This window comes from Kitasatospora fiedleri (assembly GCF_948472415.1).
Taxonomy (GTDB): Bacteria; Actinomycetota; Actinomycetes; order Streptomycetales; family Streptomycetaceae; genus Kitasatospora; species Kitasatospora fiedleri.
The window spans coordinates 1286077-1299221 of record NZ_OX419519.1 but is presented as its reverse complement, the minus strand read 5'-3'; the positions used below and the strand labels follow the sequence as shown (position 1 = coordinate 1299221).

The window sequence follows — 13145 nt, the reverse complement described above, 5'->3', positions numbered from 1 at the left end:
CGCGCGTTCCGGTTTCGCCTGCGTTCTCCGGGTCTGCCCGGGGCGTCAGCGGGTGCGCTGGGGCATCAGGGGGCTGGCCTGGCGGGCCTGCGGGATCGGGGGGCGGGCCGCGGCGGCGGCGTGTTCGGCCGCGGTGGTGGCGATGGGCGGCGGGGCGGTGGGGGTCTCGGTGTCGCGCGGTGTGGGGAGGAGTTCGCCGGTGGGGCGGCGCATGCCGTAGCGGCGGTGGACGGCCTGCTTGGTGACGCCGAGGGCGGAGCCGACGGAGTCCCAGGAGAAGCCGAGGGCGCGGTCGAACTCGACGGCGGCGGCGACCAGGGTCTCGACGCTCTCGCGCAGTTCCTGGGCGAGCCGGACCGTCGGGGCCGGGGCGCGGCCGTAGACCACGAATCCGGCGGACGTGCTGGGGCGGCGGGGCCGGTAGACGTTGCCCAGCTGGGCGGTGAGCGTGCGCAGGGCGTCGACCTGGCGGCGGACCCGCTCGATGTCCCGCACCAGCAGGTGCAGGGACGCCCGGGCCCGGGCGTCGTGGTTGATCTGCTCGGCCATGGCCTCGTTGCCACCTCTCGGTCGGGTCGCGTGCTCGGGGCGCTCGCGCGTCCCGGTCAATTCGCATTGACCAACGCACGGCGGGACGTTGGGTCACGCGCGGACTGCGACTCGGGATATGCCAGTGGCCGCTCCGAAGCGTCGCGGGGGATTGCATAGACTTCCCGGAGGCCGTCCTTTCCGGGCGGTCCTGTCGGTGCAGAGGGAGTCGCAGTCTTGGCAGTTCAGCCGATCCGGATCTTCGGGGACCCGGTGCTGCGGGCCACCGCGAAGCAGGTGACCGTCTTCGACAAGGAGCTGCGGAAACTGGTGAAGGACCTCACCGACACCATGCTGGAGGCTCCCGGGGCCGGGCTGGCGGCGCCGCAACTGGGCGTCTCGCTGCGGGTGTTCACGTACCACGTGGACGGCGTGGTGGGCCACCTGATCAACCCGGACCTGTCGCTCAGCGAGGAGGAGCAGGACGGCCCCGAGGGGTGCCTGTCGCTGCCCGGCCTGCGGTTCGACACCAAGCGGGCGTACGGGGTGGTGGCCCGGGGCGTCAACATGTACGGGGACCCGGTGACGGTGGAGGGCACCCAGCTGATGGCGCGGTGCATCCAGCACGAGACCGACCACCTGGACGGGATCATCTTCATCGACCGGCTGGACCGGGAGGCCCGGAAGGCCGCCATGAAGGCGATCCGGGAGACGGACTGGGGCGGCGGCCCCGCGCCGACGGTGCGGATCTCGCCGCACTCCACCTTCGGCCCGATCCGCTGACGGTCCGCCCGACGGTCCGCCCGACGGTTCGTCCGCCGACCGTGCGCGGACGCCGCCCGACGCCGGGCGGAGAAGCGGTGCCCGGAACGGCGGGCCGCCCGGCGGGCATTTCTCCGGCTATCCGATGTTCCGACCGTTCGCATTCCAGTGACCCCAGTGACCCCAGTGATTCCGGCGATCCCCGTGATCCCGGTGATCCCCGTGATCCCAGTGAAAGGCCCCCGCCCGTGCGTCTCGTCTTCGCCGGCACCCCCGAGGTCGCCGTTCCCGCCCTGGACGCCCTGCTGGCTTCCCGGCACGAGGTGGTCGCCGTGGTGACCCGCCCCGACGCGCCGGCCGGGCGCGGGCGCAAGTTGGTGGCCAGCCCCGTCGCGCAGCGCGCCGAGGAGGCGGGCATCGAGGTGCTCAAGCCGGTCCGGCCGAGCGAGCCGGAGTTCCTGGCCCGGCTGGCCGAACTCGCCCCCGACTGCTGCCCGGTGGTGGCGTACGGCGCGCTGATCCGGCCCGGCGCGCTGGAGATCCCGGTGCACGGCTGGGTGAACCTGCACTTCTCGCTGCTGCCCGCGTGGCGCGGCGCCGCGCCCGTGCAGCACGCGGTGCTGGCGGGCGACGAGGTGACCGGCGCGTCCACCTTCCTGATCGAGGAGGGCCTGGACTCCGGGCCGGTGTTCGGCGTCCTGACCGAGACGGTCAAGCCCACCGACACCAGCGGCGACCTGCTCGGCCGGCTCTCCCGCGCGGGCGCCGAGCTGCTGGTGCGCACCATGGACGCGATCGAGGACGGGCAGGCCCGGCCCGAGCCGCAGCCGCTCGCCGGGGTCTCGCTGGCGCCCAAGCTCACCGTCGAGGACGCCCGGATCGAGTGGACCCACCCCGCGCTGCGGGTCGACCGGGTGGTGCGCGGCTGCGCGCCCGCGCCCGGCGCCTGGACCACCTTCCGCGGCGAGCGGCTCAAGCTGACCGGCCCGGTGCGCCTGCTGCCGGGCGAGAGCGCGCTGGCGCCGGGCGAGCTGGCGGTGGCCAAGAACAGCGTCCGGGTCGGCACCGGCAGCCACGAGGTGGAGCTCGGCGAGGTCCGTCCGCAGGGCAAGAAGGCGATGCCGGCCGCGGACTGGGCGCGCGGTGCCCGGATCGAGACCGGGGAGCGCTTCGAGGGCTGAGGGCCGCCGACCGTACGGGTGCGGGTGCGGGTGCGGGTGCGGGTGCGGGGCGGGACCGGATGGCGGGTGCGGGTGCGGGTGCGGGTGCGGGAGCGGGGCCGGGCGGCGGGAGCGGGGGCGGACGGCGGGTTCGGCCTAGACTTGGGGCGAGACCCCTCGGTGGGTCGGACCTGATCCGCAGCACCTTTGTTTCGAGGCACCCGTTGTGAGCACCCCGCCGGCGCGAAGCGCGCCCCCCGTCCGCACCGCCGTCCCAAGAAGGACCCCGCCCGGATCGTCGCGTTCCGGGCGCTGCGGGCCGTCGACGAGCGCGACGCGTACGCCAACCTGATCCTGCCGTCGCTGCTGCGCGAGGCCGAGCGCAAGGGCATGGAGCGGCGCGACGCCGCGCTCGCCACCGAGCTGGTGTACGGCACGCTGCGCGGCCAGGGCACCTACGACGCGGTCATCGCCGCCTGCGTGGACCGCCCGCTGCGCGAGGTCGACCCGCCGGTGCTGGACGTGCTGTCGCTGGGCGCGCACCAGCTGCTCGGCACCCGGATCCCCAGCCACGCGGCGGTCTCCGCGACCGTCGAGCTGGCCCGGGTGGTCCTCGGCGACGGCCGGGCCAAGTTCGTCAACGCCGTGCTGCGCAAGATCAGCGCCCAGGACCTGGCGGGCTGGGTCGCCCAGGTCGCCCCGCCGTACGAGGACGACGCCGAGGACCACCTGGCCGTCGTCCACTCCCACCCGCGCTGGGTGGTCTCCTCGCTCTGGGACGCGCTCGGCCGCTGGCAGCCGGACGCGAGCGGGCGGCAGGCGATGGAGCGGCTGCTGGAGGCCGACAACGCCCGCCCCGAGGTGACCCTGGTCGCCCGGCCCGGCCGCTCCTCGGTCGCCGAACTGCGCGCGGCGCTGCCCGAGGTCGAGGACGGCCGCTGGTCGCCGTACGCGCTGCGGCTCACCGACGGCGGCGACCCCGCCGGGGTGGACGCGGTGCGGGAGAACCGGGCCGGCGTGCAGGACGAGGGCAGCCAGCTGGTCGCCCTCGCCCTCGCCAACGCGCCGCTGGACGGCCCCGACCGGCTCTGGCTGGACGGCTGCGCGGGCCCCGGCGGCAAGGCCGCGCTGCTCGGCGCGGTCGCCGCGGAGCGCGGCGCGGCGCTGGTCGCCTCCGAGAAGCAGCCGCACCGCGCCCGGCTGGTGGCCCGCGCGCTGGACGGCAACCCCGGCCCGTACGCCGTCATCACCGCGGACGGGACGCGGGGCGCCTGGGAGCGGGGCGCGTTCGACCGCGTTCTGGTCGACGTGCCGTGCTCGGGCCTGGGCGCGCTGCGCCGCCGCCCGGAGGCGCGGTGGCGGCGCCGCCCGAGGACGTCGCCGGATTCGGGCCGCTGCAGCGGGAGTTGCTCCGTTCGGCACTGGACGCGGCGCGGATCGGCGGCGTGGTCGGCTACGCGACCTGCTCCCCGCACCTGGCGGAGACCCGGGCGGTGGTCGACGACGTGCTGCGCGGCCGGGAGGACGTGGAGTGGATCGACGCCCGCCCGCTGCTGCCCGGCGTCCCCGACCTGGGCGACGGCCCGGACGTCCAGCTGTGGCCGCACCTGCACGGGACGGACGCGATGTACCTGGCGCTGCTGCGGCGGACCGCCTGACGGCGGGCGGGGGTCGGGGCGGCGCCGCCGGGGGCGGGTGCCGCCCGGCGGTGTCAGCCGGTGAGCGTCTGGGTTCCCAGCACGGAGAGCAGGGCGAGGCGTTCGGCGTCCTCGGTGTCGGGCCCGGCGGTGTAGACCATGATGCGCAGCCGGCTGCCGGCGACGTGGAGGACGTCGCAGTCCAGGGTGAGGGGGCCGACGGCGGGGTGGTCGACGGTCTTGCGGCTCGACTCGTGCTCGGCGGTGGTGCCGGTGTCCCAGAGCTCGGCGAAGCGGGCGCTGTGCCGTCGCAGCCGGGTGATCAGCTCGGTGAGCGCGGCGTCGTGGGGGTAGAGGGCGCTGGTGCGGCGGAGGTCGGCGGCGAGGAGCCGCTGGAGGGCGCCGTTGGATTCGGGGGTGTGGCGCACGCGGGTGGTGGAGGTGACGAAGGCGCGCCAGGCGGCGTTCAGGTCGGGGCCGGTCCACTCTCCCATCAGGGCGGTGTGGAGGGGGTTGGCGAGGAGCAGGGTCCAGGTGGCGTCGTAGACCGCGACGGGGTGGTGGTGAGGCGGTCGAGCATGCGGTGGACGCCGGGGGTCAGGTGGCGGGGGACCGTGCCGGGGCCGGGCACGGCGAGTCCGGCGAGGCGGAAGAGGTGTTCGCGTTCGCCGCTCTCCAGGCGCAGGGCGCGGGCGAGGGCCTCGACGACCTGGGGTGAGGGGTTGCGGGCGCGCCCCTGTTCCAGCCGGACGATGTAGTCGGCGGAGATCCCGGCCAGCTGGGAGAGCTCTTCGCGGCGCAGCCCGGGGGCGCGCCGGCGGCCACCGGCGGGAAGACCGGCCCGCTCGGGGGCGGTGCGGTCGCGCCAGGCGTGCAGGGCCGCGCCGAGTTCTGTCGAGGGCATGCCCTCATTGTGGCAAAAAGGAGCTTCGTGCTTCCTGGTACCGATGGTCCCAGGAAAGCGGGTCTACTCCCTGGTGGGGCGGTCGGCGCGCATGCTGGAGGCATGAGCGAGACACGACGCAAGGAAACACCCGCCACGGGCAAGCTCGCCCTCGTCACCGGCGCGACCTCCGGCATCGGCAAGGCGTTCGCCGAACGCTTCGCCGCCGACGGCTACGACCTGATCGTCGTCGGCCGCCGCCGGGAGCGCCTGGAGGCGTTCGCCTCCGCGCACCCCGAGGTCGAGGTCCGCACCGTCGTCGCCGACCTCTCCACCGAGGACGGCGTCGACGCCCTCGCGGCGATCTGCGCGGCCGAGCCGCTGGACGTGCTGGTCAACAACGCCGGCGTCTCCCACTACATGCCGCTGGCCGACCTGCCCGCCGACAAGGCCCGCGAACTCGTCAACGTCAAGGTCCTGGCCCCACCCAGCTGATGCGGGCCGCGGTGGGGCCCATGCAGCGGCGCGGGACGGGCACCATCCTCAACGTCGCCGGCATGATCGCCTTCTCCGGGCCCGCCGACAAGAGCGTCATGCCCCGCCGCGCCGTCTACGCCGGGACCCTGGCCTACCTGGTCGCCATGACCCAGGCCCTGGCCGCCGAGGTCGAGGACTCCGGCGTCACCGTCGCCGTGGTCTGCCCCGGCGTGGTGGCCACCGAGTTCCACTCCTCCCAGGGCATGGACCTGAGCGCCGTCCCCCGGATGAGCGCCGAGGACCTCGTCACCGGCGCCCTGCGCGGCCTGGAACTCGGCGAGACCGTCAGCGCCCCCGGCGTCGAGGACTACCAACTGCTGCAGAACGTGTTCACCGCCGACCTCGCCGCCTTCGGCGGCCAGTCCCCGGCCCTCGCCACCCGCTACACCGCGTAGCCGCAACGGCCGGGGTCCCTCGTGGGCGGACGGTTCCTGACGGCGGGTCGGGTGCGGGGGCGGACGCGACGGGGGCGGCGAGGCGGGCGGGCCGGTCGTGTCCGGTCGTGGCCGGTACTGGACGGGCGGGTGGTACTGGACAAGTCGGCCGGTGCGGCGGAGGGTGGAAGCCATGGAGTACACCCACCTCGGCCGTACCGGCCTGTCCGTCTCCCGGCTCTGCCTGGGCACCATGAACTTCGGCCCGCACACCGTGGAGGCCGACGCGCACCGGATCATGGACGCCGCGCACGGGCACGGCATCAACTTCTTCGACACCGCCAACGTCTACGGCTGGGGCGAGAACAGGGGCCTCACCGAGAGCATCATCGGGAACTGGTTCGCCAAGGGCGGCGGACGGCGCGAGAAGACCGTGATCGCCACCAAGCTGTACGGCGACATGGGCGACTGGCCCAACGAGGGCAAGCTCTCCGCGCTCAACATCCGCCGCGCCGTGGACGCCAGCCTGCGCCGCCTCCAGACCGACCACATCGACCTCTACCAGATGCACCACGTCGACCGGGACACCCCCTGGGACGAGGTCTGGCAGGCGATGGAGGTGCTCACCCTCCAGGGCAAGATCATCTACGTCGGCTCCTCCAACTTCGCCGGCTGGCACCTCGCCCAGGCGCAGGAGACCGCCAGGGCCCGCAACTTCCTCGGCCTGACCAGCGAGCAGTCGCTGTACAACCTGATCGAGCGCAGCGTCGAGCTGGAGGTCGTCCCCGCCGCCCAGCACTACGGACTCGGCCTGATCCCGTGGTCCCCGCTGCACGGCGGCCTGCTCGGCGGCGTGCTGCGCAAGGAGCGCGAGGGCGTGCGCCGCGCCGAGGGCCGGGCCCAGGACACCCTGAACGAGCACCGCGAGCAGATCCAGGCGTACGAGGACCTGTGCCAGGAGCTCGGGCACGAGCCCGGCGACGTCGCGCTGGCCTGGCTGCGCGGCCGTCCGGCCGTCACCGCCCCGATCATCGGCCCCCGCACCGAGGAGCAGTTGGACGCGGCGGTGCGCTCGCTGGAGGTCCGGCTGGACGCCAAGGCGCTGGAGCGGCTGGACGAGATCTTCCCCGGCTACCGCAGCGCGCCGGAGCACTACGCCTGGTGAGGCGCTGACGGCCGACGGCTGACGGTCGTCGGCTGACGGTCGTCGACGGGCGGGGGCGGTCCGGGGGAGGGGTCCTCCGTCGGGCCGCCCCCGCCCGTCCGTCCGTGCCGGGTCAGGAGTACACGGCGCAGCCGCGCCGTTCGAGGGTGTCGACCAGGTGCGCGGCGGGCGGGTGCGGGGTCCATCGCAGGTCGAGCTTCTCCAGCGCGGGGAGTTCGGCCAGCCAGGGCGGGACCGGCGCCAACGGGTTGCCGCGCAGGTCGAGTTCGCGCAGCAGGGGGAGTCCGGCCAGCGCGGGCGGCAGGGTGGTGAGCCGGTTGTCGCGCAGTTCCAGGCAGCGCAGCTCGCGCAGTCCGGAGAGCGCGGCGGGCAGCGCCGTCAGGCGGTTGCCGCGCAGGCGCAGTTCGCGCAGCCGGGACAGCGCGCCGAGGGTCGCCGGGAGGGCGGTCAACCGGCAGCTCTGCGCGCGCAGTTCGAGGAGATGGGTCAAGTCGCCGATGCTGTCCGGGAGTTCGGTGAGCGGGTTGTCGCCGACGTTGAGGTAGCGCAGCCGGTGCAGCCGGCCGAGGGCGGCCGGCAGCGCGGTGAGCCGGTTGTCGTGCAGGTAGAGGAAGCCGGACAGGCCGGTGAGGGCGCCGATCCGGTCGGGGACGGCGGTGAGCGCGTTGTGCCCCAGGTCGAGGGTCCGCAGGCGGGTGAACTCGCCGATGGTATCCGGGAGTTCGGTCAGCTCGTTGTCCGCGAGGATCAGCACCTCGGCGTCCGTGCGGGCCCACACCCCGTCCGGTACGGCGCTCAGGCCCGCCCGCCACAGGTTCACCACCGGCCCGGTCACAGGGTCTTCTCCAGCCAGTGCGCGGCGTACGGGTTGGCGTTGTACGGCGGGATGTCCGCGTAGCCGGCGGCCGTGTACAGCGCGCGGGCCTCGGCGAATTCGGCCATGGTGTCCAGCCGTAGCCGGGTGTGGCCCAGCGCGCGGGCGGCGTCCTCGGCGGCGGCGAGCAGGGCGCGGCCCAGGCCGTGCCCGCGGGCGGACGGGCGGACGTACAGCCGTTTCAGCTCGGCGCTGCCGGGGGCACCGGAGACGGCGGGGGTGCCGGAGACGGCGGGGTCGGCGGCGTCGGCGGGGTCGGCGGCCAGGGTCCGGACGCCCGCGCAGCCGGCCGGGCGGCCGTCCAGCCGGGCGAGCAGGAACACGCCGCCGCGCGCCGCGGTGAGTTCGAGGTCCGCCGGGGCCTCCTCGACGGGCAGCGCTCCGGCGGGCGGGGGTCCGCTCCAGCGGCGGCGTACCTCGGCCTGGTACTCGGTCAGCAGCAGGCGGGCGTCGGGGGAGTCGACGGGTTCGGGGCGGATCTCGGCCACGGCGGTTCCGTTCGGGGGGCGGGTGGGGTGGGCGGGGCGGTTGGAGGCGGGTGCGCGCGGGGCGCGGGTGCGAGCACGGACGATACTGCGGAAACGGCGGGCGGGCGATCACGCGGACGGGCGGCGGCCACCGCGTGCGCCGGGCCGCGCGGCGCGGTTCCTCCCGCTGCCGGTGGGGTGGCGGTTCCCGGTGTCGCGGACGGCGCTCCGGGGGACGGGGACGAAAGTGCGCCAGGATGACCGGGTGAAGCCGATCAGCCATCAGGTCCCCTACTACTCCCAGTGGGAGTCGCCCGAACTCGTGCCCGACATCCTGGACGGCACGCTGCGGGCCGCCGACGACCCGCTGTGGGAGCGCTCCGGCGCCGCCGACGAGGACGAGTACGAGTACTGGTCGTGGCGGCTGTGCGGGATGGCCTGCCTGCGGATGGCGCTCGACCACTGGTGGGGCGTCGCCCCGGCGGCCGTCCCGCTCGCCGAGGAGTGCCAACGGGCCGGGGCGTACGTCCGGCACCCCGACGGGCGGCTCGACGGTCTGATCCACGCCCCGTTCGCCGCGTACGCCCGCACCCGCTGGGGCCTGCACGCCGAGGCGGTCGACCCGCTGCCCGCCGACCGGATCGCCGCCGAACTCGCCGCGGGCCGGCTCCCGGTGCTCTCCGTCCACCCCGGCATCCGTACCCTCGCCCCCGAAGTGCCGCACACCGGCGGGCACCTGGTGCTCGCGGTCGGCGCCGACGACGAGGCGCTGCGGATTCACAACCCGTCCGGCTTCCCCGACGGTTCGCAGCGCGCCGCCCGCGTCCCCTGGGGCGACCTGGAGCGGTTCTACTCCGGCCGCGCCATCGTCCTCGGACCGCCCCCGTACTGACCGGCCGGCCTGGCTCCGGGGCAGGTCCGGTGGACGGCCAGTGGCCGATGGCGGGCGACGTCCGGTGCGGCTGAACCCCGGCCGGGTGGCCGGGGTGGGGACCCGCTCGGCGTCAGGCCGCGTTGGGCAGGCCGATCGGGGTGGTCGGGGGCAGGTCGGCGCGGCAGGCGGCGGAGATCGGGCGCAGCGCGCTGAGGAGTTCGTCCAGCTCGGAGCGGTGGAAGTGCGTCCAGACCCGGGAGGCGGCCAGGTCGGTGGCGGCCTCCAGGGCGAGGTGGCGGCGGCGGCCCTCGGGGGTCAGCGAGCCGTCCGGGGCCAGCCAGTGGCGGTCGGTCAGCCGGGCGGTGGCCTCGTCCCACTCGGTGTCGCTCCACCCCCGGTGCGGCTGGAGCGTCTCGCGGCGGGTGTCCAGCGCGCAGCGGACCACCAGCGCCTCGCAGCCGTCGAGGCCCTCGGTGACCAGGGCGGCGACGTGGCCGTCGCCCCGGTGCTCGCGCAGCACGGTGGTGGCCTGCCACAGTCGGGCCAGGCGGCCCTCCGGGCGGGGGAGGTCGGCGTTCGCGGCGGCCAGCACGCGCCCACAACAGTCCAGGCCCTCGACGGCGCGTTCCAGCAGTTCCACCGAACGGTCGATCAGGTCCGGCTTCACGTCCGCCAGGACGCGCCGCAGCGCGCCCGTCACCCCCTCGACCCGGGCCTCCAGCGCCTGCTCCGGGCTCGCCAGCGTCCACACCTCCGGCAGCGCCCGTTCGACCATCTGCGGCGCGAAGTTGAAGAACGCGGCCACCACCGGCGCCGCGTCCACCGCGCCCAGCGGCGCCGAGCGGCCGCCGAAGTAACCGCGCCAGTAGCCGCGCAGCCCCGCCGCTTCGTACGCGGCGCGGGCCTCGGGGGAGAAGTAGGTGAGGGCGTGGACGGGTTCGAACAGCCACCAGAGAGCACGTGCGGGGTGGACGACCTGGGTCATCGGACGCCTTTCGTGAGGGGCGAGCAGCGTTGGGTCCGCCTGCTGTGGAGCCTGCCAGAGCGGGCCGACACCGGGAAGGGGAAGTGTTTCGGCCGTGTGAACACTTCGGGGGTGCGCCTCCGCGACGTGCGGGCGCTCCGAGACGGTTCTGCCGCCCGGTCACCTGCTCGATCCGCTGCCCGGCCACCTGCCGGGCCGTCCGGCGGACGGGGGATGATGGTCGGGGGCGGTCGCCCGGGCCGCCCGCACCGAGTCGTGAAGGTACCCTCGCCATGGCGCAGATCAACCCCAGCATCCTCTCCGCGGACTTCGCCCGCCTCGCCGACGAGGCCGAGGCGGTGCGCGCGCGGACTGGCTGCACGTCGACGTGATGGACAACCACTTCGTCCCCAACCTCACGCTGGGCGTGCCGATCGTCGAGTCGCTGGCCCGCGCCACCGACACCCCCCTCGACTGCCACCTGATGATCGAACAGCCCGACCGCTGGCCCCGCAGTACGTCGAGGCCGGCGCCGGCTCCGTCACCTTCCACGTCGAGGCCGCCGCCGCCCCCGTCCGCCTCGCCCGGGAGATCCGCGCCAAGGGCGCCCGCGCCTCGATGGCGCTGCGCCCCGCCACCCCGATCGAGCCGTACGAGGACCTGCTGCCCGAGCTGGACATGGTGCTGATCATGACGGTGGAGCCCGGCTTCGGCGGCCAGGCCTTCCTCGACATCATGCTCCCCAAGATCCGCCGCACCCGGCAGCTGATCGACAAGCACGGCCTCGACCTGTGGCTCCAGGTCGACGGCGGGGTCGCCCCCGCCACCATCGAAGCCTGCGCCGAGGCCGGGCCGACGTGTTCGTGGCCGGCTCGGCGGTCTACGGTGCGGCCGACCCGGCGGAGGCCGTCCGCGCGCTGCGTGCCCAGGCGGAGGCGGCGAGCGCCGAGGCGTGGTGGGCCTGCAAGCACTGAGGCCGCCTCGTCGGCTGACGGGGGGTGCGTCCGCGTCTGCGTCTGCGTGTAGGGGCGGGGACGGGAGCGGCTGCGTTCGCGGGATTCGTCCGGACACGGGGTGCGTGCGGCCGGGGGCGGCGGGCGGTCCGGTCGATACTGGCGGCCATGAGCAACCTCGACCGGAAACCCGCCCCGGCCGTCTGCGGCCGCCAGGCCGCCACCGGCCCCGTCAAGGACCTGCTGACCGGGCGGCGCGTCCCGCTCGGCGAGTCCACCGTGGTCCGGCGGCTGCTGCCCAACCTCGGCCGCCGGATGGTCGGCGCCTGGTGCTTCGTCGACCACTACGGCCCCGACGACATCGCCGACGAGCCCGGCATGCAGGTGCCGCCGCACCCCCACACGGGCCTGCAGACCGTCAGCTGGCTGCACGAGGGCAGCGTGCTGCACCGGGACAGCCTCGGCAACGTGCAGACCGTCCGCCCGCGCGAACTCGGCCTGATGACCTCCGGCCGGGCCATCTCGCACTCCGAGCAGTCCCCGCGCGAGCACGCGCCGCTGCTGCACGGCGCCCAACTCTGGGTCGCCCTCCCCGACGCCCACCGGCACACCGCGCCCGCCTTCGAACACCACCCCGAGCTGCCCGTCGTCACCGCCGGCGGCCTGCACGCCGACCTCATCCTCGGCACCCTCGACGGCACCACCTCGCCCGGCACCACCCACACCGCCCTCACCGGCGCCGACCTCACCCTCCGCGAGGGCGCCGCCCACCGCCTGCCGCTCGAACCCGGCTTCGAGTACGCCGTCCTCGCCATGACCGGCAGCACCGACGTCGACGGCGTCCCGGTCGAACCGGGCTCCCTCCTCTACCTCGGCTGCGGCCGCCGCGAACTCCCGCTGCGCGCCCGCACCGACGCCGCCCTGCTGCTGCTCGGCGGCGAACCCTTCGAGGAACGCCTCGTCATGTGGTGGAACTTCGTCGGCCGCACGCACGAGGAGATCGCGGCGGCCCGCGCCGACTGGGAGACCGGCACCCGCTTCGGCCGGGTCCACGGCTACGACGGCGAACGGCTGCACGCCCCCCAACTGCCGCCGGTGCCGCTCAAGCCGCGGGGACGCGAGCGCTGAGCGGACGCGAGCGCTGACCGGACCCGAGAGCCGAGCGGACGCGAGCGCTGACCGGACCCGAGCGCCGAGCGGACGTCAGGGGCGGCGGGTGGCCAGCAGGGTGGACAGGTCCGGGGCGAGGCGGACCTCGGTGGTGAGCAGGGCCGGGTGGTCGTACCAGACGGTGCGGCCGGTGTCGGGCGCGCCTCGGTAGGTCGGGGCCAGCCGGTGAGCGGGGTGAGGTCGTCGACCACCAGGGTGCCGCCGGGGTGAGCAGGCGTTCCGGGTCGGCGGCTGCGGACTGCTTGCCGTTGCCGCCGCCGTCCAGGACCAGCAGGTCGAACGGGCCGTGCCGGTGGATTCGCGTCCAGTCGCCGTGCAGCACCTCCAGGTCGGGCACGTCGGCGAACAACTCCCTTACCGCGGCCACGCGTTCGGCTTCCCGCTCGACGCTCACCACCCGGACGCCCGGCCGCCGCCCGGCGAGCAGCCAGCCCAGGCCGACGCCGCACCCGGTGCCGGTCTCCCCGATCCGGCCGGTCGCGCCCGCGGCGAGGGCCTGCAGCAGCCGCCCGTGCTCCGGGCGGCAGGACTGGGCGAACCCCAGCCGGTCCGCCAACTCGACGGCCCGGGCGACGGGTTCGGGCAGCGCGGCGGTGGCGGAGTGGGCGGAGGTGCCGAGGACCGACATGACGTCACACTAGCGTGGCGCAGGGTGACGGGGCGGGAGAGTGGGCGGGGGACGGCGGTGGTGGCGTGGCAGGGCGGCGCGCCCGGGTTCGTGTGCGACACTTCTCGGCGTTCCGGACGCCGGGCCCCGGCGCCCGGCGGGACGTCCGGGCGGGCGTGGTGCGGGTGTC

The 13145-nt window shown here is 75.3% G+C and carries 10 protein-coding genes and 4 pseudogenes; 8 read left to right on the top strand and 6 right to left on the bottom strand.

Annotated elements, in window-relative coordinates; translation table 11 throughout:
- Positions 1-45: 45 nt before the first annotated feature.
- Entirely contained in the window at positions 46-549 is a 504-nt protein-coding gene (locus QMQ26_RS06335) for a hypothetical protein (protein WP_100835239.1), read from the bottom strand.
- A gap of 216 nt (positions 550-765) precedes the next feature.
- Here QMQ26_RS06335 and def point away from each other — a divergent pair, with 216 nt between their 5' ends.
- The 3 genes and pseudogenes from def (at position 766) to QMQ26_RS06320 (ending at position 4108) form a co-directional block, all read left to right on the top strand.
- The gene (gene def, locus QMQ26_RS06330; protein ID WP_100835238.1) at positions 766-1311 is read left to right on the top strand and encodes a peptide deformylase; all 546 of its coding nucleotides are present in this window, start codon (positions 766-768) and stop codon (positions 1309-1311) included.
- A 227-nt stretch (positions 1312-1538) separates the two neighbouring features.
- Positions 1539-2471: a methionyl-tRNA formyltransferase gene (fmt, locus tag QMQ26_RS06325; RefSeq protein ID WP_100835237.1), complete on the top strand. Its 933-nt coding sequence runs from the start codon at positions 1539-1541 to the stop codon at positions 2469-2471.
- Positions 2472-2657: 186 nt separating this feature from the next.
- Positions 2658-4108 (top strand): annotated as a pseudogene (locus QMQ26_RS06320) (RsmB/NOP family class I SAM-dependent RNA methyltransferase).
- Between the two features lie 53 nt (positions 4109-4161).
- On the opposite strand, the pseudogene QMQ26_RS06315 reads toward QMQ26_RS06320, so the two are convergent.
- Positions 4162-4991, bottom strand: a pseudogene (locus QMQ26_RS06315) (helix-turn-helix transcriptional regulator).
- Positions 4992-5093: 102 nt separating this feature from the next.
- Here QMQ26_RS06315 and QMQ26_RS38165 point away from each other — a divergent pair.
- Both QMQ26_RS38165 and QMQ26_RS06300 read left to right on the top strand, forming a co-directional pair.
- Positions 5094-5902 (top strand): annotated as a pseudogene (locus tag QMQ26_RS38165) (SDR family NAD(P)-dependent oxidoreductase).
- Positions 5903-6074: 172 nt separating this feature from the next.
- On the top strand, positions 6075-7046 hold the full coding sequence (locus QMQ26_RS06300; protein ID WP_282205054.1) for an aldo/keto reductase: 972 nt from the start codon (positions 6075-6077) through the stop codon (positions 7044-7046).
- A gap of 112 nt (positions 7047-7158) precedes the next feature.
- Here the strand turns inward: QMQ26_RS06300 and QMQ26_RS06295 are convergent, their stop codons facing one another.
- Together QMQ26_RS06295 and QMQ26_RS06290 are read right to left on the bottom strand one after the other, a co-directional pair.
- Positions 7159-7881, bottom strand: a complete 723-nt coding sequence (locus QMQ26_RS06295; protein WP_404814079.1) for a leucine-rich repeat domain-containing protein — start codon at positions 7879-7881, stop codon at positions 7159-7161.
- On the bottom strand, positions 7878-8408 hold the full coding sequence (locus QMQ26_RS06290; RefSeq protein ID WP_282205053.1) for a GNAT family N-acetyltransferase: 531 nt from the start codon (positions 8406-8408) through the stop codon (positions 7878-7880). The genes QMQ26_RS06295 and QMQ26_RS06290 overlap by 4 nt, the downstream gene beginning before the upstream one ends.
- A 244-nt stretch (positions 8409-8652) precedes the next feature.
- On the opposite strand from QMQ26_RS06290, the gene QMQ26_RS06285 reads away from it, so the two are divergent.
- Positions 8653-9279: a C39 family peptidase gene (locus tag QMQ26_RS06285; protein WP_282205052.1), complete on the top strand. Its 627-nt coding sequence runs from the start codon at positions 8653-8655 to the stop codon at positions 9277-9279.
- Between the two features lie 112 nt (positions 9280-9391).
- Here the strand turns inward: QMQ26_RS06285 and QMQ26_RS06280 are convergent, their stop codons facing one another.
- Entirely contained in the window at positions 9392-10246 is an 855-nt protein-coding gene (locus QMQ26_RS06280) for an SCO6745 family protein (protein WP_100835231.1), read from the bottom strand.
- 272 nt (positions 10247-10518) lie between these two features.
- Between QMQ26_RS06280 and rpe the strand changes: the two are divergent.
- Positions 10519-11199: pseudogene (gene rpe, locus QMQ26_RS06275) on the top strand (ribulose-phosphate 3-epimerase).
- A 147-nt stretch (positions 11200-11346) separates the two neighbouring features.
- Positions 11347-12306 carry a pirin family protein gene (locus QMQ26_RS06270; protein ID WP_282205051.1) on the top strand — a complete coding sequence of 320 codons (960 nt, stop codon included), beginning with the start codon at positions 11347-11349 and terminating at the stop codon, positions 12304-12306.
- Here the strand turns inward: QMQ26_RS06270 and QMQ26_RS06265 are convergent.
- Complete coding sequence (locus QMQ26_RS06265) at positions 12281-12976, bottom strand: O-methyltransferase (protein ID WP_282205050.1); 696 nt, start codon at positions 12974-12976, stop codon at positions 12281-12283. The two genes, QMQ26_RS06270 and QMQ26_RS06265, sit on opposite strands and share 26 nt — an antisense overlap.
- Positions 12977-13145 lie beyond the last annotated feature (169 nt).